We start from the raw sequence: 26530 nt of genomic DNA on the forward strand, positions 1-26530 counted from the left end.
ATTCCCAGATTCCAAGCGGCCGGTCCTGTTAACGCAGGTCCGGTCGCTTTTTTTGGGTGCCGAGTGCCCGTTACAGCACGGAAGATGAGATCACTCGATTTGCGTGCGCACCCTAAGTGGGCAATGCTCATTGGGTACATTGTGGCCCCCTATGGCCGATCACCCGCACGTTCCTGGACTTGTGCGCGACAAAGAATATACGTAAGTAACTAATGGCATTGAGAAATATCCGCACACCCCTATCGAATCAATTCCCAACTCGTACCACTCGGACTGTCGCCACCAGCTCGGCACCACGGAAGGCCGTTCTTTCGGCTCTGGCAGTGTCCGTCGTTGCCCTCTCAGGGCTCGCCGTCAGTCCGGCCCAAGCCGACACCAGCAGCGCCGAGACAGTGAGCGCCTCGATCGTGATTCCCGAGCGCGGAAAAGTCACCACCGACTTGGGCACCGTGCCGTTTGGCCTGAAATCTGTCGATGTAAAGTTCTTCACGTCCGACGTCGCGTCCAGAACTCAGGTAAAAATTGCAGTTGGTCCCGAGGGCTCGAAAACGTACTCGTTTACCGCGCCGGCTGGTACCAGCAAAACCAAGACCATAACGGTTCCAGTGACTCCGGAGATGGACGGCACGGTCACCGCCGTCAGTAGCGTCGCCGACGTCAAGCTCAACCTTTCGGTCGACGGTCTTGAGCGCGCCGAAAGCAGTCCCGCGCCTGCGCCGACACCGGAGCCCGCACCCGTGCCGACACCTGCGCCGACACCAGCACCGGCTCCCACCCCGGAGCCCGCTCCGGTGACGACTGGCACGCCCGGCGCCTCCAACACGGGAGTTCCATCCGGAACTGCTTTGACCGTGCACAACGGTGACATCAACGTGACCAAGCCGGGCACCGTGCTGAGTGGCCTCGATGTTCGTGGCCTGATCAAGATCAGCGCTCCCGATGTGACCATCAAGAATTCCATCATCCGGGGTCGCACCATGAACGGTCCAGGAGCGCTAATCAATAACCTCGGCGGACACCGGAACCTGGTCGTAACCGACACCGAGCTGTCCCCGAGCTCCGCTTCGCCCCACGCCAATGGAATCTACGGCTATAACTTCACGGCGACGCGCTTGGACATCAATAACGTCATCGATGGCATTCACATCACGGGAAGCAATGTGAGCCTGCAGGACTCCTGGATTCACGACCACATGCACTACCGCAATGACCCGAATCAGGGCGGCTCGCCCAGTCATGACGATGGCATTCAGATTCAAGCTGGAAACAACGTGACCGTGACCGGCAACCGACTCACCGATTCACACAGCGCGGCCGTGCAGATCACGCAGGACCGGGGGCCGGTTTCCAACTTCACCTTTAGCGACAACTTCGCTAATGGTGGAGCCTGCACCGTAAACATTGCGGAAAAATCATACGGTCCGATCATGGGCGCGACCATTACCGACAACAGTTTCGGTCGTGATTCTCGCCTGGCCAACTGCGCCGTGATAGCCCCGACGACCACCAAGATTGACTTCGCGAATAACCACTACGTACCCGACGACACTCTCGTCACGATCAAAAAGGGCTAGTCCTGATCGCTGTTATGGCGTTGGATCCTTGCCAGTCATAGACCAGCTACAGCGTTTGCGATGCTTAAACTCTAAATCCGTTGAGCGGATGCGGTCGGTCCTGTTATCGCAGGTCCGGCCGCTTTTTTGTACCCGTTTCAGGGTCTTTGTCTACCGCATCCACCTCATCGGCAACCGCCTGACCAACCCAGAATTCCCTCGCAGGAACCAGGCGGGCCCCACGCCCGCAGCGTGCGGCCCGCCTTTTTTGCGTGTCTGGCGGCATCCTCGCCGTGAGCCGGGTGTATACCTAGGTCATCGCTAAGGAGTGCCATGACCACGACGAATGCAGCCGGGCGGCGCGTGCGTCTGGCCGCTGACCCAGCCGATTTCGCTCGGCTCGGCCTCAACCCGCTCAGTATTGCGCAGTTCGAAGATGGTCTGCGCACCGACCCGAACCGCCGTGGATCTTACGAGTGGTGGTATTTCGACGCCAATCTCGACGATGGCGCCAAACTGGTCGTGGGGTTTTATACGAAGAACCCGGCAACGCCCGGCACCCGCCCCGCTCCGTTCGTGAACATCAACCTCGACCTGCCCGACGGACGGTCGTTCGAGAAGACTTTCGCGGCTGACGCCGAGCAGTTCAGCGCTTCCGCCGACAGTTGTGATGTGCGCATCGGCGAGAACTACTTCAGCGGTGACCTGCAGACCTACCGGGTGAGCGCATCCATTGAGAATGTCACGGTGAACGTGACGCTCAGCGGAACAGTGCCGGCCTGGCGGCCCGCGACCGGCTGTGAGATGTTCGCTCGCAACGGGGTGGAGAAGACCTTCGCCTGGTTCGTGGCGGTGCCGAACGGACGCGTCGACGCGAAGTATTCGGTCGACGGGCTGGTCAAGAGCGCTTCCGGGGTTGGTTACCACGATCACAACTGGGGCGATGCGCCCATGCGTGAGCTTATGCACAACTGGTACTGGGGGCGCGCCCAGGTGGGGCCGTACAGCCTGATCGCAGCGCACATCACGGCCGAAAAGGCCTACGGCTACGAGTCGCTCACCACCCTGCACCTCGCACGCGACGGGTTTGTGGTTGCCGATGACGGCACCAAGGTGGCTGTCACGACGGATCGCATCGGCATCGACGCTCCCACCGGCAAACCGGTAGCGGATGCCCTCACCTTCGACTATCGCGCCGGCCCTGACCGCTTCACCATCGCGTTCAAACGGGAGCAGACCCTGCTGCGCACCCGATTCATCGATGTCGTGCCGCCGGCAGCGAAGGTGCTCGCGCGCCTGATGCGGTTCGACGCCGCGTACCTGCGTTTTGCCGGAACCCTGGTTCTGCGCCGGTACCTCGACGACGTTCTGGTCGAGGAATATACCGAGACAGAGGCGCTCTGGGAGCTTATGTATCTGGGCAAAACCCGCCTGCCCGTAGCTTGAGGGTTCTGCGCACTGACGCCGCGCGCTACCGCGGGACTTGCACCAGTGCGCGCGAATTGCGGCCTGGCCAGAGTTCGAGCGCCGCGCGACCCGCAGCGTGGCTTGCACTTTCGCCAATCTATTTGCCACGATGAGTTATGCAACAAATCACACAACACGTGCGACCAGGAACCACCCGATGACGCACAGTTTCGGAAAGGGATATTGGGAAGAGCACTGGCGGCAGCCAGAAGTGTCGCAGATGAGCGCTCCGAACCCCCACCTCCTGCGGGAGACGAACGGCCTGACGCTCGGCACAGCGCTGGATGCTGGATGCGGCGCCGGTGCAGAGGCAGTTTGGCTCGCAGCCCAGGGCTGGCAGGTCACGGGCGCGGATATCTCCGCCAACGCCCTCGCGCAGGCGGCCGAACGGGCGGCGCAGGCATCCGTTTCTGACCGGGTGACCTGGGTCGAAGCGGATCTCACGACCTGGCAGCCGGACGGCTCTTTCGATCTCGTGGTCACCAACTATGCGCACCCGACCATTCCGCAGCTGGCCTTCTATGAGCGCATCTCGCGCTGGGTCGCGCCCGGCGGAACGCTGGTGATCGTCGGTCACCTGCACGATCCTTTCGGTCACAGTGAGCATCCCGCCGAGGCGACGGTCACCCTGGCGGACATTACGGCCGGTCTCGGCCCGGCCGAGTGGGGCGTAGACAGCGCCGAGCAGCTGGATCGCACTGTCACAGGGCACGCGTTGCGCGACGTCGTCGTGCGAGCCACCCGACGGCACTGACCGAACCTTCGTCGTAGGCTCGAATGGCACACGGTGTACAGGAGGACAATATGGCCCAGACGACGGCAACCGGAGCAACGGCGGCAGCGGTGATGGCCGAGCTGGCGGCGCTCGACGACCCGAAAGCCCGCACCATCAACGCCAGGCAGGGACTGTCTCTTAAACGGTGTTTCCGGCCTGACGCGCTGGACGTGGGTCTGGCGGGAAAGGTGCCGTGATGACGACACTTGATGCTGTGACGAAGAAGACGAAAAATGAGCCCACCCGTGAGGCGTTGGCGGCGAAGGAATGGGTGCCCCTGGCCAAGGAGCAGGGCCTGGCTCTGGACGGTCCTGAAGGGCTGCTGGGCCAGTTCACGAAAACGTTCCTGGAGACGGCTCTGAACGAGGAAATGACTGAGCATCTCGGTCATGAGAAGAACCGTGCCCCGGACGAGCGTGACGAATCCAACGTGCGCAACGGGACCCGGCCAAAACGGTGATCAGCCCCTCGACGGGGCCGGTGACCATCCAGGTGCCTCGTGACCGGGACGCCACGTTCACTCCGGTGATCGTGGCCAAACGACAACGCCGTTTGACCGGGGTCGATGAGATTGTGCTGTCGTTGTATGCCCGCGGCCTCACGACCGGGGAGATCAGCGCACACTTCAACCAGATCTACGGTGCGCAGGTCTCCAAAGAGACGATCTCTCGCATCACGGACAAGGAGATCGAGGAGATGCAGACATGGCAGTCACTCCCGTTGAACGGCGTCTACGCGGCGATCTTCATCGACGCGATCGTCGTGAAGATTCGGGACGGGCAGGTCGCCAACCGGCCCATCTACGCGGCCATCGGCGTGACCCTGGACGGCGATAAAGACATTCTCGGGTTGTGGGCCGGCACCGGCGGTGAGGGCGCCAAGTTCTGGATGTCTGTCCTGACCGATATCAAGAACCGTGGTGTCACCGACACGTTCTTCCTGGTCTGTGACGGGTTGAAAGGGCTCCCGGACGTTGTCGGGAACGTGTGGCCGTTGACACGGTGCAGACGTGCATCATTCACCTCATTCGGAACACGTTCAAGCTGTCCTCGAAGAAGGATTGGGATGCGATGAAACGAGCGGTGAAACCGATCTATACCGCTCCGACCGTCGACGCCGCACGGGCGGCGTTGGATGATCTGACCGAGATCTGGGGCAAGAAATACGGCGCGATCATCCGGTTATGGGAGTCGGCGTGGGAAGAGTTCACCCCGTTCTTGTCCTACGACTCCGAGATTCGCCAAGTGATCTGCTCCACGAATGCGATCGAGTCGCTCAATGCCCGGTACCGGCGGGCGGTGCGTGCTCGAGGGCATTTCCCCACCGAGCAGGCCGCTCTAAAATGCTTGTATCTGGTCACGCGAAGTCTCGATCCCACCGGTGAGGGCCGAGCTCGTTGGACGATGCGTTGGAAGTCAGCTCGCAACGCCTTCGCCATCACCTTCCACGACCGCTGGCCGAACGCAGAATCCTACTAATGAAAAACGCCGGAAACACCGTTAACGAGACACACCCGACGGCGATGAGCTGCCGTGGCCATTCGGACAGTAGAATGAGTGGATTCTTCTACGCTGTCAATGCTGGCTGCTGATTACCATAGTGGACGTCATTGGGCCTTCGGTAACCGAGCGCGGGGTGCCGGCGTCGACTGTTGTAAAACCGTTTGATTTAGCGGATGACGTCGGTGCGGGCTTGTAGTTTCGTGGCATACGCGGTGCGGTAAACACGTTCGTTCTTGAGCATCGAGAAGAAACTTTCCGCCATGCTGTGGTCCCAACACACGCCCGTGCGGCCCAGCTGACAATTTTCTTTGACATAGCGCCCCCTGTCGCTCTCCATCCGGACGCAAGCAGCTCAGGAGGCTCGTCGGCGAGGCTCACGTCGTCGCATTCCGGGTGCTCGTAGACTCGACCAGCTCTCCCTAGATTCCAGGAAGTCGCCCCCAGGGGCAGATCAGGACTTCACCGCTCATGTTTCTTGACAGGTCATGCAATTTCACGGCAGTTGGTTGGGCCTTGGACCCCTGATTAGATGGTGAGCGCGGTCGTCCGGTTGACACGGATGTCGCCGAGCGGCCGAGCTACTAAAAGGGACGCATAGCTCGTGAGTAGCTTGTCAATGACGGAAAGCAGCAGGTTGACCATGAATACTGCGACGCTCAGCGGGATTCCGTCCTCAGTCAGAAGCGAGGCATAGACGTCTCCCGCATGATCAGCCTCGCCGCCGAAGACGGCCATCGTGAGCGGCGTCGCGACCAAGGTGCAACATACGGCGACGGTGAGAGCGAGCAGAAGAAAACGACTGCGTCCACGATTCCCGCCGAAATGGTGATATCCGTAACCCCAGACGAGCGCGCCGACGATGTTGACGAGTACGAATGGCAGGGTTTCCACGTTGCCATCGAGCGTGCCTAACAAGTTTGTGAGTAGACCGACGAGTGCACCGTGCCATGGTCCGAGTGCGATGGCTGCGATCGCCGTTCCGATCATGTCGAGCCAAAGAATGAGTTGAAACTTGTCCGTGAGCGCATCTCCGAAAAGGTTGATGCCGACACACCCTGCCAGTACTAGGGCAACGAACGCGGCGTGAGGTAGTCGGAGGGGGAGTAAGACGGAAGCATCCATCGGCGTCTCAGGTGCAGGAAGTGAGCTATCGAGCGTCGGGCTGCTCCACCGTGACGGTCTCGCGGTTCGTGCCCGCCGCACCAGCTGCGTGGCCCTCTCTGCGCTTGCACCGAGGGCTTGTGCGACTTCCCCGACAAGTTCATAGTTCACTCGTGTCCGACCGATGCGGAACACGTCATAAACCGTCGTTCTTGCGGGAGTCGCGGCTGCCTCCGATGCTCCGTTTGCTCTGCGCCGCTGTGCGACACGTCGTGAGATCTCTGCGTAGGAGGGTTCACCAGCACTCGCGCGAAGCTCTCGAAGCGCCGAGGCGATGTCATCGATCGAATCGAACACCTCTCGGGGTACGCCTTCAGCCACTGACTTCCTTTCCTCGTACATGGTTCATGACATGGTAACGGTCGAGTCGACGCAGCAAGAGGCTGTTCGGGTTCTGTTCGGGCTTGTCAGGGGGGCGGGCCCGATCGTTCTTGCCCAGTAGCGTGGTCATTATCCGGGTCGTAACCCTGGTTTGCCCAACTATTTCCTGAAAAATCCTGGGCCTAATGAAGGGTCACGGTTCATTAGAACGCCCGTGCTGTTGGCCGCCGTGCTCTCCTGATGTTGGATTGCCGAGCCATCTTCAGGCCCGCATTAGTTGCCTACTCCTTGCATTCCTGACAACAAGCGACAGTACTTCGCGCGAAAGGCACAACAATGAACAGAATCATGGGACGAGGCCTCGCAACAGTGTTGGTGGGGCTAGTCGCGACAATGGCCCTTAGCTCCTGCAGCAGCCGTTCAAGCGCAGACCCAGCAACGGTCCTCAAAGATTACGTAGCGGCTGTCAACGCTGGGGATTACCAAGAGGCACTGTCGCTCGTGTCCGAACCCGGTGAGACTACAGCGGATCGCGTGCTCAACCCCGGCAGCGTTGTGATTCCAGAGCCGCTTGCATCCGATGAAGCGCCAGGCCCCGACACAGAGGTTGCTGACCTGAAATTTGACTTTTCGGGCGAGCAACAGTCCATTGCGTTTATCAAGTCCGACGGAGAATGGAAGCTGCGTCATCCGGAATTTCTCAATCACCCCGTACCTCTTGACAACGTCCAGCCCCTGATCGACCTGGGAGCTGTAATTGAGCTCAAGGGCGGCGGCGATGCGTTCGCGTTCGACTATGTCTTGTTTGATCACGCCTCGGTACCAGTCCGAACCCAAATTGTTTCAGAATGGTTTGAATCATTTGACGTTCCCGACACGATGCTCACGTTGACCGATCAAGGTGCTCGCCTCGCTACTAAAAACGATTCCGAGCAAGCGTTCGAAACGCCCATCAGCGAGGCGCTTCGACAAAACCTCATCGAGCAGTACGCCGGCGTTGCGTGGAAAAGCGGTCACACCACAACTGAGCTGCTGGAGTTTCCCGAGGCCTCCAAGTGCACAGTCAACATCAGCAACCTTGCGTTGCAGCGGGGAAACGAATTCGAAGCAACACCTGTGTGCGCCGGTGGGCTGATGCGCCTATCGGTTGAAAAAGCAGTGACTCTCAGACTCGACAGTAGTTCGGAATGGAAAGATTTGCCGGCTGGTCGAAGCGTGGAAGGGCCCATTGGAGGAATCTTGGCTACGACTAATCTCGTCACTGGCGCAGTTGATGCGCGAGATGTTGACTTCACGGATGAACTCTGGGCAGAACTCTTTAAATAGGCGAAGTGCCAGCATCCAGGGACTCGACCAGATAGACGGCAGGCCGCCCGTCAAGTCCAGAGTTTTTCAGTGCACGGATCGCGCGCAACTGAGAAGTCTGCGTGTCGTCCAGGTGCACCCCCGCGTCGACGAGGACCTCACGTGCCCACGATTTGGCTGCCGTGAGCGGATTTGCACTCGCGTCAGCGGTTGCAAACTTCTCGACCAGCACGGAGCGGGGATTTCGCTGATCGCCGAATAGCAACCGAAGTATTCGTCTCATGCCCCAACGCTAGTCGCATCGCTGGCACCGGCGCCCCCGTCCTGAGGGGGAGATTGAGGACCTGGGTTCAGGCTCTCCTGTCACTACGAAACTGGCGTGGGGAGCGTCAGTGAACGAGGTGCTCAGGCATTCTCGAGTTCCGCAATCACAATCTTCTTCTGGTTCATCATTACGCCGATCTGCTCGGGTCGGCGAGTCAGCTCGGCCATGTTCTCGGGGATGATCTGCCAGCTGACGCCGAACTGGTCTTTGCACCAGCCGCACTGCTCCGATTCCGCGACGTGCGAGAGCTGTGCCCAATATGTGTCGATCTCGCCTTGGTTTTTGCACAACACAACCAAAGAGATCGACTCATTGAAAGTGAAAATCGGCCCGCCATCGAGACAAACAAAATCCACGCCGTTCAACGTGAATGAACCGTTCAGCACTTTGCCGCTCATCGCGGCGAAGTGCTCATCAAGAGTCGCGTCGGGGTACTCAACGATCGAATTGATGCGGGAATTTGGGAACACGTCGATGTAGTACGTCATCGCCTCGCGCGCGTTGTCGTTGAACCACAAACACGGTTGGATCGGCAGCAGCTCGGCCATCAGTACCTCCTAGTGGGAATCGTGCCTTTCAGGTTAGTTCGACACTCGCTATGGGCCAAGCTTTCTCGGGCCAGCGGATGCTGCATCGGTGTTCGCGTGCGGGGTCTTGTTGGCGTCGTGGACCCAGACGCTCGCGTCGCCGAGAATGTCGTGGGCCAGGAGATCGAGGTGCTGGCGCAGACATTGCGGTCTATGGAGGATGATGAAATGGTGGAGGGTGCTCCCCAGACGGCATTCCCTTCGAGGTGAACGCACGGGGTAGATCGTTAGCCGGAATATTCAACCCATTTTGAGGAGTCCACCGTGAATGCACCCGCGTCAGTGATCGTTTTTGATGTCAATGAAACCCTTTCGGACATGTCTCCGATGGAGGAGCGTTTCGTGGAGGTCGGTGCTCCCGGTTACCTGGCCCGCATCTGGTTCGCATCCTTGTTGAGGGATGGGTTTGCCCTCGCCGCGGCTGGGAGCCGCGCGAAATTCTCCGTGGTCGGCGCGGAGATGCTGCATGCCGTGTTCCTCGACGTTTCCCTCGCCAGACCTCTCGACGAGGCCGTGGCCCATGTCTTGCACGGCCTCGGTGAGTTGAAGCTGCATTCGGACATCGTAGGTGGCGTCCGGGCGCTCACGGATGCGGGATATCGCCTGGCCACTCTCTCCAACGGATCGGCGGAGCTGGCTCAGAACCTGCTGAGCGCAGCGGCGATCCGGGCTGACTTCGAGGCCCTCCTCTCCGTCGAGGACGCCCCGGCGTGGAAACCAGTCGGTACCGCTTATCACTACGCGGCGGATGTTCTTGGAGTTCAACCGGCAGACATGCTTCTGGTCGCCGTGCATCCTTGGGACATCCACGGGGCTGCTCAGGCGGGCCTGCGCACTGCGTGGCTGAACCGAACCGGTGCGATCTATCCGAGCTATTTTGCGACACCGGATTACACCGCTCCGACTCTCAGCGAGCTCGCCGAGCGCATTCAACCCTAAGATTGGGCGCTCGACTGGCGAAGTCATCCTCGGTAGCGCACGCGAAGGCACCGGAACGAGTGAGCACGGGCCAGAGACGACCCCCGGGTTCGAGAACCGCAGAGGGCCAGTTCGGCGCTTGTTCCCTAAAGCCGCGCTGTCGGTTCACCCACAGAAGCGGATGCCGGACCGCGGGTTTCCCCTACCGTGCGGACCAGCCGTTCGACGATCACGGGCGAGTCCTGGACTCGCGCGCTTGGTGCCTCGCCGGAGTGACGTCCTGAAGAACTCAGCCTTCTCCTAGCAAATCGCGATTACGCCGAGACGCCTTCCCGAATACGTTCAGCACATCATCCCGATTACAAGGAGAGAACATGCCTATTATCATCGTTCCCACGCCAAACGATCCCGACGTGGAACTGCACTACGAAGACGTCGGAGCCGGTAAGCCCGTCGTGCTGGTCCATGGTTGGCCGCTCAGCGGCAGATCCTGGGAGGGCCAGGTGCCAGCACTCGTTGATGCCGGCCACCGCGTGATCACCTACGATCGCCGCGGGTTTGGCCAGTCATCACAGCCCTGGAACGGATACGACTACGACACGTTCGCGGCCGACCTCAACGTCGTGCTGGAGACGCTCGACCTGCGCGAGGTCACCCTCATTGGATTCTCGATGGGCGGCGGCGAGCTCGCCCGCTACGTCGGCACCTATGGCACGGACCGCATCGCGAAGCTCGTCTTCGCCAGCGCAGTGACGCCGTACTTATGGAAATCAGACGACAACCCCGACGGCGGTGTCGACGCCGGACTGGCCCAGTGGTTCCACGACTGCCTCACCGGCGACCGGCCGGCATTCCTGCACGAATTTCTCCAGATGTTCTTCACCGCCGGTAAGCCGTCATTGGTCAACAAGCCGAAGGTCAGCGCTGAGCAGATCGCCTACAACCTCGATATCGCTCTGCAGGCCTCGCCGAAGGGCACGCTCGACTGCACCACCGCCTTCGCGACGACGGATTTTCGCGACGACATGACGAAAATCACCGTGCCGACCCTGGTGATACACGGCGATTCCGACACTATTGTGCCGTTTGAGGTCAGCGGCAAGCGCACTCACGAAGCCATCGCCGGAAGCGAACTCGTACTCATCGAAGATGCCCCGCACGGTGTCACCGTTTCGCACAAAGACGAATGGAACCGGAACGTGCTCGCGTTCCTCGCGAAGTAGCAGTCCTCGCGGGGCCCGTCGCTGATCAGTGACGGGCCCCCCCTCAGGTCCGGCGTATTCTCGTACGCACTACCCAGGAGGATTTCTGATGCGCAAGGTGACCTACTCCATGAGCATGTCCCTCGACGGCTACGTTGTGGGGCCGGACGGCCGATTCGACTGGACCACGCCGGACCCGGAAGCGTTTCGCTTCTGGATCGACGACATTCGAAACGTCGGCGTGCACCTAATGGGGCGACGGCTGTACGAGACGATGCTGTACTGGGAGACCGCCGACCAGGAAACTTCACTCGACGCTGCAGACCTCGAGTGGACCGCTCTCTGGAATCCGCTCCCCAAGGTCGTCTTCTCCACCACACTGTCGTCGGTGCAGGGTAATGCCCGCCTGGTCTCTGGCGGCCTCGGCGAGGAGATCGAGCGGTTGCGAGCTGAGCCGGGGGAGGGCGACATCGCCATTGGCGGCGCGACTCTCGCCGCCGAGGCATCCGCTCTGGGGCTGATCGACGAGTATCAGGTGATCGTCCTTCCCATATTGGTCGGCGGTGGTCTAGCGTTCTTTCCCCGACATGAGCGCCGCGTGGATCTCGAACTCGTCGAAACCCGCACCTTCACGTCGGGAGCCGTCTACCTGCGGCACCGTGTGGTTCGCTAGCCGGAGTGAGGCAGGTAACGGCACCGCCTCCCGCAGCCGGGCGGATCGGCTTAGCGTTTTTCCATGACTGATACGCGTGCCGAGATTGTCAACGCAGAGCGAACTGTTCCGGCAGCGCTGGGCATCACGAGACGTGGTCTACCACCGCAGTGGCCTGAAGCGTCTGCACCACCCGGCGCGAGCCGCTTCCGCCTCGTGCGGTACTCGGCGAACAGCGTTGCGTTCTGCGGCGTCCGGCGTATTCTCGAACGCGCTACCGAGGAGGATTCACACTGTAGGCATGGCCTGACGGTGCGCTCGGTAGTCGGCGCCCCGGGATCGCACGCGGGCGCTCAGCCTGTAGGTAGTTCCCTTGCGGCCTCCGCAACCAGATTCCTCAGCCACTCGTGCTCGGGATCGCGGCGATGCACCGGATGCCACCACATCGCGTTGAGAATGGGAGTGGCGTCGAATGGCAGATCGTAGACGGATACGCCTCCTGTGCTGCGGGCATACTCGGCGAGTCCCGCCTGAATGAGAGCGAGACGGTCGGTGCCGGCGACGAACATCGGTAAAACGAGGAAACTCTCGACGACCGCCTCGACCCGTGGCTCGATGCCGAGTTGTTGAATTTGCCGTGTAACCGAGGTAAATGCCGAACGGGATTGGTAGGTGAAGACCCAGGGTAGTCGAGCGATGTCGTCGAGCGTGACATGGTCCTTCAGGCCGGGGTGATTCTTGTCCGCGACGATTACCCAGGTGTCTGACCAGAGGTCCGTGTAGGGGAGGTCGGTGAGGAATCCATGTGGCATGAACAGTCCGTCCGCCCCACGCAGACGGGCGACGGCATCCTCGACGATCTGTTCGTTGTGAACCAGAAATCGAAACCGGACGCCGGGCGCACGCTCCGCCGCTCGCACTGCGAGTTGTCGCCCTGTCGTCGCAAGGCTGTAGTCAGATCCGTAAATGGTGAACTCGCGGGTGGACTTGCTCGGGTCCCATTCGGCCTGACTTTCGAAGACGCGGCGAGCCGCATCCAGCGCCGCAGCGGTGTGCTCGGATAAGCGCGACGCAAGCGGCGTGAGCTCGTAGTTGTTTCCCGACCTGGCCAGGATCGGATCGTTGAAATGTCTTCGCAGCCGGGCCAGCGATGCGCTGAGCGCAGGCTGGCTCAGGTGCAGCCGTTCAGCCGCACGGGTCACGCTGCGTTCGGTGAGGAGCGCATCGAGTGACACCAGCAGATTGAGGTCGAGCCGAGAGAAAGGATATTGGTTAGCCACGTCGCTGTGTTCCTTCGGTCTTCGGGAGCACGATACTACCACGGGTTATAAATGAAGCTGATGCGCCGGATACGAAACAGGCTATTCCTTGATAAGCAAATTTCGCCGAAAGTGGTCATGGGTCGACTGACCCGCACTCGTGAAAGGGTCAAAGATGATCAAACTTCTCTCTCATCTCTCGTACGTGGCGATCGCCTCGCCCGACGTGGAGGCATCCGTTGAGTTTTACACGACGCAGGTCGGACTCACCGAGGTCGCCCGCGAGAACGGCAACGTCTACCTGCGTTGCTGGGGTGACTATTACGCGTATTCCGTCGTCGTCGTTCCCGGCGACGAACCAACGCTAGCGACGATGGCGTGGCGCACGACCAGCGCCGAGGCTCTGGAAGAGGCAGCGAAGCGCATCGAGGCCGCAGGCATTGCGGGCGAATGGCTCGATGATGTGCCGCAGATCGGGCGTGCCTACCGCTTCGCCGGGCCGTGGGGCCACAGCATGACCCTGCACTGGGATGTCACCCGGCACCGGGCGTCTGGCTTTGACGCCTCGATTTACCCTGACCGCCCCGAAAGGCGCAGCAAGGTCGCCGGAGCTCCGCGCCAGCTCGACCACGTGACCATCGCCACCAGCGACGTCGACGCGTTCGCTGACTGGTACAACGAGGTGCTCGGCTTTCGCATCATGGCCAAGACGATCCTCGATGAGGCACCGATCTCGGTGTTCTCGGTGCTGACGACGAACGAGAAGTCACACGACCTTGGTGTTGTGCTCGATGGGTCAACCCGGACTGGGCGCATTAATCACTTCGCCTTCTGGGTCGACACCCGGGAGGAGCTCCTCATCGCAGCCGACGTGCTCATGGAAAACGGCTACCCGATCGAATACGGTCCGTCCATTCACGGCATCGGCGAGCAGACCTTCCTCTACTACCGAGAACCCTCCAGCCTGCGCATTGAACTGAACACCGGCGGGTACCGCAACTACGTGCCGGACTGGGAGCCGAATATCTGGAAGCCTTCGCTCGGCTCCAACAACTTCTACCGCAACGGCACGATGCCGATGTCGATGACGGAGTCGTTTCCCGCCGCTGACGGCCCCAGCGCGACCGAAGAGGGAGTGCCGGACGAGATCAGGGAAGCCCTGTTCAACCCCTACGCCAAGCAAGGGCGGGGCTGATCCGTATGAACTCTGCTGCCCCTGAAGCCCCCTTCGCACTCGCTCGATTCCGGGAGGGTAATGATGTGCGCCTCGGCCTGGTGGCGGGTGAGCGCATCCGTCCTCTCGGTGCTGAGCAACTCGGCTCCGCAAATCTCAACGCGTTCCTGGCCGCTCCGGATTGGGACCGGATCGCCGCGCTCGCCGCTGAGGACGGCGACGAGTGGATGCCGCTGGCCGGCGTCACGCTGACGGCTCCGGTAGAGCCGCGCCAGGTGCTGCAGGCCGGTGCGAACTACCGCGAGCACGTGATCGAGCTTGTCGCAGCGGGTCTCACCCAGAACTCGGACCGAACTCCCGAAGAGGCGCGGGAGTTTGCTGCGAAGATGATGGACGACCGCGCCAAGAACGGGGAGCCATACTTCTTCATCGGCTTGCCAGCGTGCGTCGTGGGCGACGACGTGCCACTGACCCTTCCTGCGTACAGCCAGGTTCACGACTGGGAGCTGGAGCTCGCCGTCGTCATCGGCCGCGAAGCGTTCCAGGTGAACCGCCAAAGTGCGCTGGACCACGTCGCCGGCTACACGATCGTCAACGACGTGACGACCCGCGATCTCGTCTTCCGCAAGGACATGAAGGAGATCGGCACCGACTGGTACCGCGCCAAGAACGCGCCCGGCTTCCTGCCGACCGGGCCCTTCCTGGTGCCCGCCCGATTCGTCGATGCCGGCAATGTGGGCATCCGCCTTGACCTGAATGGTCAGACGATGCAGAACGGGTTGACCAGTGACCTGCTATTCGATATCGCTGCGCTCATCTCGGGTGCCAGCCAGACGATGCCGTTGCTCCCGGGTGACCTGCTTCTCACCGGAAGCCCTTCTGGAAACGGACAGCACTGGAAGCGGTTCCTGCGAGACGGCGACGTGATGACCGGATCGATCGATGGACTGGGTACTCAAGTTGTGCGCTGCGTCGCTGCCGTTGGAGAACCCACTCAGGAATCGGTGCAGCGATGACGGCATTGGAGGACCCATCCGGCATCAATCGCGCCAACCCCGCGGCGGAGATCGCCGCTCGGGCAGAGGCTTATCGCAATTGGGGGCGGTGGGGAGAGGACGACGTTCTGGGCACGCTCAATTTCATCGATGGTGCGAAACGGATCGAGGCGGCAGCGCTTGTGCGTGAGGGCACGGTCGTGTCGCTGTCGCAATCGTTCGACACCGATGGCCCGCAGAAAGGCTGGCGCCGCCGAACCAATCCGGTGCACACGATGACCGATACGGGGGTGGATGCCGAGCGCGGTAATCAAGGTTTTCCGCACGGAATCGGCGGCGCCGACGACGTCATCGCGATGCCCCTCCAATGCTCGACGCAGTGGGACGGGCTCGGCCACATCTTTGACCACGGCTTCGCCTGGAACGGCCGCGCCGCTGGCGACGTGGTCACGAGCGAGGGAGACCTCGTCACGGGCATCGAGCACGCGGCATCCGTTGTCGTTTCGCGCGGGGTGCTGCTCGACCTGGGGCGTCACCTTGAGTCGGAGACGGGTGAACTTCCCGACGGGTATGCCATCAGCGCCGACGAGCTCGACTCGTGCGCCACAGCCCAGGATGTGATGATCGGGCGCGGCGACATCGTGCTCGTGCGCACGGGCCGGCTTGCCCGTGCGCGACGTGAGGGCTGGGGCGACTATGCCGGCGGCCCGTCCGCTGGCCTGTCACTGTCTACCGCTGGGTGGCTGCATCGCACCGAGATCGCTGCGGTCGCTACCGACACGTGGGGGTTTGAGGTGCGTCCCAACGAGTTCGATGTTCCGTCGTTCCAGCCGCTGCATCAGGTCGCCATCCCCAACATCGGCCTCACCATCGGTGAGATGTGGGACCTCGATGAACTCGCCAGGTCCTGTGCCGAGCGCGCACGCTGGGACTTTCTGCTGTCGGCACCGCCGCTGGCGATTACCGGAGCCGTTGGCTCACCGATCAACCCCGTCGCGATTTTCTGACCGCGCGCACATTCGAGAACAGAGAGGTTCTACACATGACTGCTGTCACTAAGGTCGCCATTGCCGGAAGCGGAGTCGCCGGACTGGCCGCCGCGATCCAGCTCGCCAAGGCGGGGGTCTCCGTCGATGTCTTCGAGACCAAGCCGGCCCTGAGTGAGGGCGGTTCGGGCATCTCGCTCCAAGGCAATGCCCTGCGCGTTTTCGACGCGCTCGGCGTGTGGGACGACATCCGCGCCGCCGGGTACCCGTTCGAGGGTCTGAACCTGCGGGCGCCTGGCCCTGGAGCTCCCATTGTCGCTTCCTTGCCCGATGTCAAGACCGGCGGCCCTGATTATCCTGCCGCGATGGGGATGCCGCGTCTTGCACTTACGCGCATCCTGTTCGAGCACGCGGAGCGGGCCGGCGCGAACATCCGTTTCGGGGCGACGGTAACCGCCATCGACGCGCAGGCGGCGAACGACGGCGTCCGTGTGTTCATCAACGGTGAGTCGGCCGGCGTGTACGACCTTGTGATCGGTGCCGACGGACTTCACTCTGCTGTGCGTGACCTCATCGGCATCGACACCAAGCCTGAACCCACCGGAATGGGCATCTGGCGCACGTTCGTGTCGCGCCCGGCCGAGGTAGAGCGCAGTGAGCTTTACTACGGCGGCCCCGTGTACATCGCCGGCTACACGCCAACAGGCGACGACTCGATGTACGCGTTCCTCGTCGAAAAGGCTGAGGACCGCTTTGGAATCTCTGACGCGGACGCGACCCGCATCATGCTCGAGGAGTCACGCGCCTACAACGGACCGTGGAACTCGATCCGTGCCGACCTCGAAGCCGGTGCGCACGCGAACTACACCTGGTTCACCAAACACATCATCCTGGGCCCGTGGAACCGGGGTCGCGTGGTGATCATCGGGGATGCCGCGCACAGCTGCCCTCCGACGATCGCACAGGGCGCCGCGCAAGGGCTGGAGGACGCTTTTGTCCTCACTCAGCTGCTGGTCGAACGGGATGCTATCGATCAGACGCTGTGGGACGAATTTCATGCCCGGCGCGTTCCGCGCGCGACCGCCGTCGTCGAGGCATCCGTTCAGCTCGGCCAGTGGCAGATCGACGGAAACCGTGACGCCGACGCCGGGGGACTCATTTTCGGGATCGCACAGAAGATGGCGGAGCCCGCATGACGACCGACGTGCACGCACACCTGCTGCTGCCCGCGTTGCATGCAGCAGTCGAACAGCGCGCGCCGCAGCTGGTGGCCCAGGCCGCCGAGCTCGAACAGCGCCGCAACGGTACTGAGAGTCTCCAGGTCTCTGGCGCGATGATCGCGGCGCGAATTTCGAAGCTCACGGATGTCGGTACCCGTCTCGCGGCGATGGATCAACAGGGCATGGACCGGCAGTGGGTGAGCGTCTCGCCGAACCACTTCTATCCTTGGGCACCGGAAGGCCTGGCCGTCTGGGTGGCGGGGGAAATCAACCGGCTCGTTGCCGAACATGTCGCGCAGGCGCCCGACCGCCTGACCGGACTGGGCGTGGTGCCACTGCAGCATCCGGAACGCATCGTCGAATACCTGGACGACGCGGTTCTCGGGCGCGGCCTCGCCGGTGTCGAGATCTCCTCGTTCGCCGGCGATGTGGAACTGTCCGATCCACGACTCGAGCCGTTCTGGGCCCGGGCCGCGGAGCTCGGATGCATCGTATTCCTGCATCCGTTCGGATGCAGCCTCGACGAGCGGCTGGACCGCTTCTACCTGTCCAATACGGTCGGCCAGCCTACGGAAAACGCCGTCGCGCTGTCACACCTCATCTTCTCCGGCGTGCTCGACCGTCACCCCGACCTGAAGATTGTCGCGGCCCACGGCGGTGGGTACCTGCCCTTCGCTATGGGAAGGTCCGACCGCGCCTGGCAGGTTCGGCCGGAGGCCCAGCGCTGCGCGCACGCCCCGTCGAGTTACCTGCGCAAGCTGTGGTTCGACTCTGTCGTTCACGAAGCGGATGCCCTTCGCCGGCTCGTCGAGATCGTCGGCGGCCCGCGCGTGCTGCTAGGCAGCGACTTCCCGTTCGACATGGGCAGCGATGACCCCATTGCCCTCGTACGCGACACCGGACTGCCCATCGAGATTGAGCGGGGCATCCTCGGAGACAATGCCGATGCCCTCGTCGAGAGCAGGGTGCGGGCATGAGGATCGCGCGATGGCGCAACGGCGCCACAACGGGCGAGGGGTTCGTCGTCGAGGACCGCGTCGTCCCATTCCCCGATGGACTCACGGTCGCGGGCATGCTTTCGCGCGGCCGTGATGGTCTGGACGATGCCTTCTCGCGACGGGTCGAGTCCGCCAGCGCGCTGCTGGACACAGTGACGCTGCTTGCCCCGCTTGTGCCGGCAGCCATTCGTGACTTCGTGGCTTTCGAAGAGCACGTCGAAGGCATCAGTGCGACGGTCGACGGCACGAGTGAGGTCGTGCCCGAGTGGTACCAGGCGCCAACCTTCTACTTCACCAACCCGCACACGGTCATCGCGACGGGCGACGTGCTGTCGCCGCCGATGACAGAGAGACTCGACTTCGAGTTGGAAGTAGCGGCGGTCATTGGTGGCGTAGCGGGATCCGACGGCGCCAACCTGTCAGCGGAAGCCGCTGCTCCACACATTTTCGGGTACACGATCATGAATGACTGGTCAGCGCGAGACCTTCAAGCCCGGGAGATGAGGGTTCGGCTCGGGCCAGCCAAGGGTAAGGACTTCGGGCTGACGCTGGGGCCGTGGATCGTCACCGCTGATGAACTGGACGAGTTCGTGGAAGACGGCTTTCTGGCGGTGCGCGCCGAGGTTTTCGTCAACGGAATTCTCATCGGACACGATCTTGTCTCGAACATGGGCTGGCCATTCGCGGAGCTCGTCGCCTACGCGTCGCGCAATTCACGGGTCGTACCGGGGGACGTCCTCGGTTCGGGCACGGTCGGCCACGGCGGATGTCTCGGCGAGTTGTGGGGGCGGCATGGATCCCTCACGCCAGCACCCCTCAAAACCGGAGACGAAGTGCGCATGGCCGTCGAAGGCATTGGCGAAATCGTGAACACCGTGGGCGACGCTGTCCGGATGCCGCCGATTCCTCCGGCTCGTAAGCGCTCGCGCGAGCGGATCCGACCGTGACCGAACTGAGCGCGCGAACGACCCGAACCCTATAACACCCGACCCAACCCTGAGGAGATTCAATGACGAATTCATCTATGACCAGGCAATCCGCGGCGGTGCGCCAAGCGGGCATCTGGCAGGCCGTTCTTCTACTGGCCGGCAGCTGCATGCCGGTGCTCGGCGCAGTGCTGCTGACGCCCATACTTCCGCAGCTCAGCGAGCACTTCGCGGGAGAGCCCGGCGCCGAGGTTCTCGTCCCAATGATCGTCGCCATTCCGGCCCTGATGATCGCGATCTTCGCTCCATTCGCGGGCCAGATCGTCGATCGGCTGGGCCGCAAGACGCTTCTCATCGTGGCAATGATCACGTACGCCTTCGTCGGCACAGCCCCCGCCTATCTCGAGTCGCTCCAGCTCATCCTGGTCACCCGAGTCGGCGTGGGCATCACAGAAGCGGCAATCATGACCGCGTGCACGACACTCATCGTCGACTACTTCCACGAAGAGAGGCAGCGAAACAAATACCTCGGGCTACAAGCCGTCGTCACGACCCTCGCGGCGACGGTATTCATCATCCTCGGTGGAGCGCTCGGCGTCGGCGGATGGCACACTCCGTTCTGGATCTACGCCCTGAGCCTCATCGTCGCTGTGCCGATGATGTTCCTCATCTGGGAGCCACGCAGGAATGATCCGACGGATGCGCACCTGGCGCCGGTCGCGAAGGTACCCGTGCCGTGGCGCCAACTACGACTCCCGCTTGTCGTTGGTCTCTTCGGAGGGTTCTCCTTCTACGTGATGCTGATCGAGACGAGCTACCTCCTCGTCGCCAACGGCGTGGGAGCAAGCGACACCGCGATCATCGGCGCGGTTGCCGCGCTCGCCTCGCTTATCACCGCTGCGGGGGCGTTGACGTTCCCGCGCCTGGCTGCGCGCGGGCCTCAGTTTCTACTCCCACTTGCGTTCTCCCTACAGGCAGTGGGAATGGTCGTGATCTGGCTCGTCGGCGGAGTGGCCGGAGTGGCGATCGGCGCCGTCGTCGCAGGGTTCGGGTCTGGCCTCCTGCTTCCGTCGATGCTCACCTGGGCGCTGGCCCCGATCAGCTTCGAGCAGCGCGGCCGCTCAACCGGATGGTGGCAGGCCGCCTTCTCCTTCGGGCAGTTCCTCACGCCGATCCTGATTGGAGCACTCGTCGCGATCGTGGGCGGACTGCCTCTCGCAGTGGGTGTCGTCGGCATCGCTTGCGCGGTTGTCGCCATCACCTTACGACTGGTACTCGGAGGCGCGGTGCGATCCGTGTCGCGGCGGTAGCCGGGACGAAGCGAGCGGGAGGAGCTACGCCGTCACCACGGTGTGGTGAAGCGTCTCGGGGAGTTGTTCACGAGTTGTCTTCGAGGATAAGTTGTGCAGCGTGCCAGGCGAGCGCCTGAGTCGGTGCATTGTTGTTACCCGATGGCATGTGTGGGAAGACGGACGCGTCAACGACTCGGAGCCCTTCCACCCCGCGAACACGAAGCCGTGCGTCGACGACGTCGTCGTCATTGGGGCCCATCGCGCACGTGCCCAGCGTGTGGTACCCGGTTCCGCCGCGGTTGAGAGCGTTTTCGAGTATCTGCTCGTCCGTTGTGTAATCAGTACCCGGGAGAGTCTCCTCGCGCACGAGTTGGCTGATCGGACCCTGGGCCATAATTTCACGTCCCTTCCGGGCCCCGAGAACGACTAGGCGGCGGTCGTGCTCGGTTTCAAGGAAATTCGCGATAACCGTCGGCTTGTTCGACGGCAAGTTACCGGTGATGTGGATGGAGCCGGTGCTCGTCGGGCGCAGCGGATACGTCAGGAACATCATTCCCGGGTTCTTGTCGACCTTCACCTTGCCCGAGGTCAACGATGCCGCCGCAGTGGAGATGGGTGTGAAGAATCCCTGCGTGTCCGGCCGGTCGGATTTCGGATCCGACTTGTAGTACATCAGCACGTTGTAGCCGCCGAACGACATGACGCCGTCACGTTGCATCAGATACTTCGTGCCGGTGAGCATCTGCCGAGAGACGTTGGAGAGCTGCTTGTTGTATCCGTCTGCGCCCTGCATCGAGAATTGGAAGCTGGTACCGTGATGCTCGTGCAACCGTTCTCCGACGTTGGGGCTGTCCACGACTACCTTCACTCCGGCCGAACGCAGCTGAACTGGATCTCCGATGCCGGAGCGTTCAAGGAGCAGCGGAGTGTCGAGCGAACCGCCGGCCAGGAGCACCTCTTTACGGGCGGAGTAGTCGACCGTCACGCCCTTGCGCTCAACGCGCACGCCCGTGGCACGCTTTCCATCGAAGAGAACATAGCCAACCTCCGAACGGCTCAGCACCGTCAAATTGGGGCGCTGCCGCACTGGATGCAGATACGCCTCCGCAGCGCTTACACGCAAGCCATTCGCGATGTTCGACGATACATATCCGACGCGCTCATTGTCGCTCCCGTTCAGATCGTCTTCCCGGTTCATACCGAGCTTCCCGGCAGCGTCCATGAAGGCCTCACTGACTTCCTCGGGCGGGGAAGCCACGGAAATACCAACAGGACCACCGACGCCTCGAGTATCCGACGCGCCAAGTTCGTGGTCTTCAATGCTCTTGTAGGCACCCACAAAGGTGTCCCACCCCCAACCAGGATTTCCCGCCGCTTCGATTGCGTCGTAATCGGGCTTCCATCCACGATTCCAGACCATGCCGTTCACCCCGGTGGAACCGCCGATCATGCGACCGCGCGACCATTGCTCTACGGAACCGGATCCAAACGGTTCGGTGGCGAACTTCTTCGTGTACTTTGGGTCCGTCATCGTGAAATAGAACCCCTTCGGCACGAGAATCACCGGACTACGATCAGAGCCTCCCGCTTCCAGCAGCAAAACTTGATTCGCGGGATCCTCGCTCAATCGATTGGCCAGGACGCATCCCGCCGCTCCGGCACCGACAATAATGTAATCAAAAATCATGCTGAACTTCCTCTTCCTTGTGGATGATCAACGGACGCACCGATTCATGCGTAAAAGACACTCGATTTATTACACCAAGTATTCTAATTCAAGTATTGCCAGAGAGTAGGGTCGAGTCAATGGCTATCCCAGACATCGTAGAGAGTCGAGGGCGAGGACGCCCCCCGACAGTGTCAGTGGATGCCGTCGCCGAGATCGGTCTGGGCCTATTTCTAACAAACGGCTTCGACGAGACCACGATGACCAACATCGCCAGCGCCGCTGGCATCGGACGCAAAACCTTGTTCAACTACTTTCCCAACAAAGCCGACATCGTCTGGAACCGTTTCAACCGGCAGCTTAAAGACCTCACCGATGCGTTGGAGCATGCTCCCCTCGACATCGTCAGCACCGACGCGGTCGTAGCAGCCGTACTCTCCGGCCTGCACACCCATCCCACTGTTCTGCCCATCATGCGCGCCGAAGTCACCCTCATCCAGGCAGTTCCGGCCTTACAGAGTTACGCGTACATGCAGGGTCAACCCTGGCGGGATGCCATCACCCGCTTCATCGCTGGCCGAGAGGGACTCGACCCAGCAGACACGTTGCCGGAAGTTCTCGGCCACGGCTACTGGCACGCCATGTTCGTCGGTTTCCGCAAGTGGATCCACTCCGGGCAATCGTCCCCATCGCCATATGTGGAAACCGCCCTCCGGGACTACTCCAGAGCCCTACAAGCCGCATTCGCACACGAAAAAACGCAATAGGGCAGACGCCAGTCGGGTCGAGACTGCGACTCTGGTGGTGCGGTGGGTTGGGATTGGCCCGGTGCACCGACAATTTGGAACAGAGAGAGGTGGGGGCGGTCAGGCCGTTGGCCTGTTCAAGGCCCACCGGCACCGCCGTTGTGACACCGGCTGCGGCGTGCACCGGGTCGAGTACGACCGTGGCATCGGCGCCGACCCGTACCTGCGAGTCGACGGCTATGCCCGAAATGGCACGGAGCGCCATCGCGGCCTAAGCGGAGGTGCGGAAGGAGCCCAACCTGCCGAGCCATCATCAGCGGGCTGGTGCTGAGTGCATCGGCGGGGTGGACGGCAAGGGAGATGGTTTTGCTCAGGCAGGTGAACTCTGCTCATACCGCGCCACTCGACGTGGTGGCCCTCGGCTTGGACTGGCTGTTCAGCCCGGCCGTCGGGGCGGTTCTCGTGCTGCTGGCGGCCATGTCGGCCTGCTTTTTCCTCGGCATCCTCCTCGTCTCGGCCGGCCACCGGTGGCATCCGTTCGTGATGGGAGTGGCTGGGATTGTGGTGTTCGCCACGGCAGCATCCCGAGTGTATTTGGGGGTGCACTATCCGTCTGATGTTGCCGCGTCGATCGTGTAGTCGATCGCTGCCGTAGCGCTGGTTAACGCTATCTGGGGGCTTTCACTGTCACACTGGATCGAACGTCGATCCGGCCTCCTAGCCGGACCCGTTTATGGAGGAGTCTCAGATGGTCGCTGAGAGCAAGACGGGCGCCCGACTGCTATTGATCGAAGACGATGCCAGGCTGGGCCCGATGATCCGTGACATGCTCACGGAAATCTACGACGTTACTCTGGTCGCTGACGGTGCGGACGGCCTCGCCGCCGGCCTCGATGGGCAATTCGAGGTGATGGTCATCGACCGGCGCCTTCCGGGGATTGACGGACTACAAATCGTTGAAGCCCTCCGGCGCAAACTGATCACCACCCCCATCCTGCTCCTGACTGCTCTGGGGACCACCGGCGACAAAGTGGCCGGGCTCGACATCGGTGCCAACGACTACCTGGTCAAGCCGTTCGAGTTCGATGAGCTGTTCGCCCGGTTGCGCGCCATCCGTCGGGTGTTCACTGGCGAAGGCCGCACGCTGCTGGTGGGTGGGTGGGAGTATTACCCAGACAGTCGCACGATCTATTCCCCGTATGACGGTCGCATCCTGCTCACGGTCAAGGAGAACGAGTTGCTCAAACTGTTAGCGGATGCCCCGCAGCGCACGTTCTCTCGCCAGCAAATCCTGCAGACCGTCTTCAGCGCTGCGGATACCGCCGGAGCGGTGGATACCTACGTGCACTATCTCCGGCGCAAGACAGACCCTGAAATTGTCCTCACCGTGCGCGGCGAGGGCTACCGCTTGGGACAACCATGACTCGCAGTACGGGCTCTGTCATGGATAGTGACACCCTCGCCATCCGTCGAGCCTCGCGGATCGTCGGTACCCGAATCGCCTTCGCGTGCGCCGTGGTTGTCGCGGTGGTTATCGTTGCCGTGTTCGTTTACATCCTGTCCGAGATTTCGCCCGGTGAGCTATTTGAACCGGTGCCAGACACCGACAACCTGCAGGTCAGCGCCGTCAAGCTGCTGCGCGCTGCTGCAGTGTTGGGCGTGGCCTTGATCGTTCTGGCCGGTGTTTTGAGTTGGCAGGTCACTCATCGGGCTGTGCAACCCCTGGGCGAGGTGCTGCGTATCCAGCGGGCGTTTGTCGCGGACGCGAGCCACGAACTCCGCACCCCCCTCGCGGTGCTCGATGCCCGCCTGCAGATTCTGCAACGTACCCTGCCCGACGACGACCCGACTTCTCAGGTCGTCGCGGAGCTGCGCAGCGATGCGAAGGACCTCATTCACATCGTTAACGACCTGCTCGAATCGGCGGAAATCGGCGGCGCTGCGGTGCAGGAGGCTGTCGTCGTTGATCTGGTCGCTGCCGTGGCTGCCGCCGCGCAGTCGATGGCGCTTATTGCCATCGACAAACACGTCACCATCGAACTGGATGCGCCCCAGCCCGCGGCCGTGCGGGTGCCAGCATCCAGCATCACCCGATGCGTGGTCGCCCTGCTGGATAACGCTGTGCGGTTCGCCCCGTGTGACTCGGCCATCACGGTGGGGGTAGCCGTGACCAAGAAGACGGTGGCGGTCACCGTGCGCGATCACGGTCCCGGTATCCACGGCATCGACCCCGCCCGAATTTTTGATCGGTTCGCCCACTCCGCCCCGCCGGATGCCGGCGGCGATGACTCCCGCACCGGGTTTGGAATCGGCCTGTCCCTCGTACGCGAAATTGTCGTGCGCTACGGCGGATCCGTGCACGTCGTCGAGAGCACTGCAGCGGGCACAGCAATCCGCCTGACCGTTCCGCGAGCGAAACAGGCCTGATCTGCTCTCTGGCCGAACGTCGTTCGTCGAACCAAAGACTGCGAATTCGTAGATCTCCGGCGACGCTTGTTGGTTTCTGTGAGAAGTCTTAGACGGCGCCCTGTTCGCTAGTGCTACTGACCCTATTCAAGGAGGAACACTTGTCCACGACCTCAACGCTCTCCTCGACCGTTTCGCCCGTACGGCACATCCTGACCAAGGTGCCCGAGGTGACCCTCATCTTCTGGGTGATCAAAGTGCTCGCAACCACAGTCGGGGAGACCGCCGCGGATTTCCTCAACGTCGACCTCGGTTTGGGCCTCTCGATCACTTCGGTCATCATGGCCGTCCTGCTCATCGCCGCCCTGATCGTGCAATTCAGACTGCAGAAATACACTCCGGCCGTCTATTGGCTGGCGGTAGTGCTCATCAGCGTCGTCGGTACTCTCATCACCGATAACCTCACCGACAGCCTCGGCGTGCCGCTGTGGGTGACAACGGTAGTCTTCGCTATCGCGCTGGCCGTGACCTTCATCGCGTGGGCGGTTTCGGAGAAGACCCTCTCCATCCACTCCATTTTCACTACCCGGCGAGAGGCGTTCTACTGGTTGGCCGTCTTGTTCACGTTCGCCCTCGGCACTGCGGCCGGCGACCTCGTCGCTGAGGGACTCAATCTGGGCTTTCTCGTGGCGCTGCTCGTCTTCGCAGCGGCGATCGCGTTGGTTGTCGTGGCGTACTTCGTCTTTCATCTCAATGCTGTACTCGCTTTCTGGATCGCGTACATCCTGACCCGCCCGTTGGGCGCATCCACCGGCGATCTTCTCTCGCAGCCCGTTGCCGACGGCGGGATAGGACTCGGAACCACGGGAACCAGCGTGCTTTTTCTTTCGGTGATCCTCGTCCTGGTGATCGTGCTCACCCGCCGCGCACGCACCACAGATGCACGTCTGACGGCCACGGTCTAATCTGACCTGCCGCGGGCATTTCGGACAGCGGAATTAGTGGTTTCTTCTACGCTGCCAATGCTGGCTGTTGATAACCATAATGGACTTCATTCGGCCGGCGATAACCGAGTGCGGAGTGCCGGCGTCGAC

At 61.9% G+C, this 26530-nt stretch carries 25 protein-coding genes and 2 pseudogenes; 22 read left to right on the forward strand and 5 right to left on the reverse strand.

The genetic code is table 11. The features are described 5' to 3' along the window. Positions 1-323: 323 nt before the first annotated feature. The 5 genes and pseudogenes from CJ028_RS20910 (at position 324) to CJ028_RS07000 (ending at position 5273) form a co-directional block, all read left to right on the forward strand. Complete coding sequence (locus CJ028_RS20910) at positions 324-1574, forward strand: right-handed parallel beta-helix repeat-containing protein (RefSeq protein WP_161498915.1); 1251 nt, start codon at positions 324-326, stop codon at positions 1572-1574. 312 nt (positions 1575-1886) lie between these two features. Further along, positions 1887-2999, forward strand: a complete 1113-nt coding sequence (locus CJ028_RS06985; protein ID WP_105034559.1) for a lipocalin-like domain-containing protein — start codon at positions 1887-1889, stop codon at positions 2997-2999. Positions 3000-3177: 178 nt separating this feature from the next. Next, positions 3178-3774, forward strand: coding sequence for a class I SAM-dependent methyltransferase (locus CJ028_RS06990; RefSeq protein WP_105034560.1), 597 nt, complete (start codon positions 3178-3180; stop codon positions 3772-3774). A 50-nt stretch (positions 3775-3824) separates the two neighbouring features. Continuing rightward, a complete protein-coding gene (locus tag CJ028_RS21180; protein ID WP_205683966.1) occupies positions 3825-3992 on the forward strand; it encodes a hypothetical protein in 168 nt (55 codons plus the stop codon). Further along, positions 3989-5273, forward strand: a pseudogene (locus CJ028_RS07000) (IS256 family transposase). Before CJ028_RS21180 ends, CJ028_RS07000 begins: the two are co-directional and overlap by 4 nt. Positions 5274-5361: 88 nt before the next feature. On the opposite strand, the pseudogene CJ028_RS07005 reads toward CJ028_RS07000, so the two are convergent. Together CJ028_RS07005 and CJ028_RS07010 are read right to left on the reverse strand one after the other, a co-directional pair. Beyond that, a pseudogene (locus CJ028_RS07005) lies at positions 5362-5592 on the reverse strand (integrase core domain-containing protein); the annotation flags it as partial. Positions 5593-5822: 230 nt separating this feature from the next. Beyond that, positions 5823-6284, reverse strand: a complete 462-nt coding sequence (locus CJ028_RS07010) for an ECF transporter S component (RefSeq protein WP_148666436.1) — start codon at positions 6282-6284, stop codon at positions 5823-5825. A 1029-nt stretch (positions 6285-7313) separates the two neighbouring features. On the opposite strand from CJ028_RS07010, the gene CJ028_RS07015 reads away from it, so the two are divergent. Then, positions 7314-8105: a hypothetical protein gene (locus tag CJ028_RS07015; RefSeq protein ID WP_205683967.1), complete on the forward strand. Its 792-nt coding sequence runs from the start codon at positions 7314-7316 to the stop codon at positions 8103-8105. 384 nt (positions 8106-8489) lie between these two features. Here the strand turns inward: CJ028_RS07015 and CJ028_RS07025 are convergent, their stop codons facing one another. Then, positions 8490-8957, reverse strand: a complete 468-nt coding sequence (locus CJ028_RS07025) for a VOC family protein (RefSeq protein WP_105034564.1) — start codon at positions 8955-8957, stop codon at positions 8490-8492. Between the two features lie 303 nt (positions 8958-9260). Here CJ028_RS07025 and CJ028_RS07030 point away from each other — a divergent pair, with 303 nt between their 5' ends. From CJ028_RS07030 to CJ028_RS22065, 4 genes are all read left to right on the forward strand, one after another. Beyond that, on the forward strand, positions 9261-9935 hold the full coding sequence (locus CJ028_RS07030) for a haloacid dehalogenase type II (protein ID WP_105034565.1): 675 nt from the start codon (positions 9261-9263) through the stop codon (positions 9933-9935). Between the two features lie 353 nt (positions 9936-10288). Beyond that, entirely contained in the window at positions 10289-11137 is an 849-nt protein-coding gene (locus CJ028_RS07035; RefSeq protein ID WP_105034566.1) for an alpha/beta fold hydrolase, read from the forward strand. 88 nt (positions 11138-11225) lie between these two features. Then, a complete protein-coding gene (locus CJ028_RS07040; RefSeq protein ID WP_105034567.1) occupies positions 11226-11789 on the forward strand; it encodes a dihydrofolate reductase family protein in 564 nt (187 codons plus the stop codon). A 76-nt stretch (positions 11790-11865) separates the two neighbouring features. Continuing rightward, the gene (locus tag CJ028_RS22065) at positions 11866-12078 is read left to right on the forward strand and encodes an MmyB family transcriptional regulator (RefSeq protein ID WP_439099034.1); all 213 of its coding nucleotides are present in this window, start codon (positions 11866-11868) and stop codon (positions 12076-12078) included. A 43-nt stretch (positions 12079-12121) separates the two neighbouring features. On the opposite strand, the gene CJ028_RS07050 is transcribed toward CJ028_RS22065, so the two are convergent. After that, complete coding sequence (locus CJ028_RS07050; protein ID WP_105034568.1) at positions 12122-13048, reverse strand: LysR family transcriptional regulator; 927 nt, start codon at positions 13046-13048, stop codon at positions 12122-12124. Between the two features lie 154 nt (positions 13049-13202). Between CJ028_RS07050 and CJ028_RS07055 the strand changes: the two genes are divergently transcribed. The 7 genes from CJ028_RS07055 (at position 13203) to CJ028_RS07085 (ending at position 20636) form a co-directional block, all read left to right on the forward strand. After that, positions 13203-14222 carry a VOC family protein gene (locus tag CJ028_RS07055; RefSeq protein ID WP_105034569.1) on the forward strand — a complete coding sequence of 340 codons (1020 nt, stop codon included), beginning with the start codon at positions 13203-13205 and terminating at the stop codon, positions 14220-14222. Between the two features lie 5 nt (positions 14223-14227). After that, positions 14228-15217 (forward strand): fumarylacetoacetate hydrolase family protein, encoded by a 990-nt coding sequence (locus CJ028_RS07060; RefSeq protein ID WP_105034570.1) that lies wholly within the window; start codon positions 14228-14230, stop codon positions 15215-15217. After that, positions 15214-16203 (forward strand): cyclase family protein, encoded by a 990-nt coding sequence (locus CJ028_RS07065; RefSeq protein ID WP_105034571.1) that lies wholly within the window; start codon positions 15214-15216, stop codon positions 16201-16203. The genes CJ028_RS07060 and CJ028_RS07065 overlap by 4 nt, the downstream gene beginning before the upstream one ends. Positions 16204-16238: 35 nt before the next feature. Beyond that, a complete protein-coding gene (locus CJ028_RS07070; protein ID WP_105034572.1) occupies positions 16239-17378 on the forward strand; it encodes an FAD-dependent monooxygenase in 1140 nt (379 codons plus the stop codon). Further along, complete coding sequence (locus CJ028_RS07075) at positions 17375-18379, forward strand: amidohydrolase family protein (RefSeq protein ID WP_105034573.1); 1005 nt, start codon at positions 17375-17377, stop codon at positions 18377-18379. The genes CJ028_RS07070 and CJ028_RS07075 overlap by 4 nt, the downstream gene beginning before the upstream one ends. Further along, positions 18376-19347: a fumarylacetoacetate hydrolase family protein gene (locus tag CJ028_RS07080; protein ID WP_105034574.1), complete on the forward strand. Its 972-nt coding sequence runs from the start codon at positions 18376-18378 to the stop codon at positions 19345-19347. The genes CJ028_RS07075 and CJ028_RS07080 overlap by 4 nt, the downstream gene beginning before the upstream one ends. A gap of 62 nt (positions 19348-19409) precedes the next feature. Beyond that, on the forward strand, positions 19410-20636 hold the full coding sequence (locus CJ028_RS07085; RefSeq protein WP_105034575.1) for an MFS transporter: 1227 nt from the start codon (positions 19410-19412) through the stop codon (positions 20634-20636). Positions 20637-20703: 67 nt separating this feature from the next. Here the strand turns inward: CJ028_RS07085 and CJ028_RS07090 are convergent, their stop codons facing one another. Continuing rightward, positions 20704-22305 carry a GMC family oxidoreductase gene (locus CJ028_RS07090; protein WP_105034576.1) on the reverse strand — a complete coding sequence of 534 codons (1602 nt, stop codon included), beginning with the start codon at positions 22303-22305 and terminating at the stop codon, positions 20704-20706. Between the two features lie 170 nt (positions 22306-22475). On the opposite strand from CJ028_RS07090, the gene CJ028_RS07095 reads away from it, so the two are divergent. The 5 genes from CJ028_RS07095 (at position 22476) to CJ028_RS07115 (ending at position 26401) form a co-directional block, all read left to right on the forward strand. Further along, positions 22476-23051, forward strand: a complete 576-nt coding sequence (locus tag CJ028_RS07095; RefSeq protein WP_161498916.1) for an acyl-CoA-like ligand-binding transcription factor — start codon at positions 22476-22478, stop codon at positions 23049-23051. A gap of 357 nt (positions 23052-23408) precedes the next feature. After that, positions 23409-23669: a phosphatase PAP2 family protein gene (locus CJ028_RS07100; protein ID WP_129590409.1), complete on the forward strand. Its 261-nt coding sequence runs from the start codon at positions 23409-23411 to the stop codon at positions 23667-23669. A gap of 109 nt (positions 23670-23778) precedes the next feature. Next, a complete protein-coding gene (locus CJ028_RS07105; protein WP_105034579.1) occupies positions 23779-24453 on the forward strand; it encodes a response regulator transcription factor in 675 nt (224 codons plus the stop codon). A gap of 20 nt (positions 24454-24473) precedes the next feature. Continuing rightward, a complete protein-coding gene (locus tag CJ028_RS07110) occupies positions 24474-25457 on the forward strand; it encodes a sensor histidine kinase (protein ID WP_161498917.1) in 984 nt (327 codons plus the stop codon). A 140-nt stretch (positions 25458-25597) separates the two neighbouring features. Continuing rightward, a complete protein-coding gene (locus tag CJ028_RS07115) occupies positions 25598-26401 on the forward strand; it encodes a COG4705 family protein (protein ID WP_205683968.1) in 804 nt (267 codons plus the stop codon). Positions 26402-26530: the final 129 nt, after the last annotated feature.

The organism is Cryobacterium aureum (genome assembly GCF_002954245.1).
In the GTDB taxonomy this organism is placed as follows: Bacteria; Actinomycetota; Actinomycetes; order Actinomycetales; family Microbacteriaceae; genus Cryobacterium; species Cryobacterium aureum.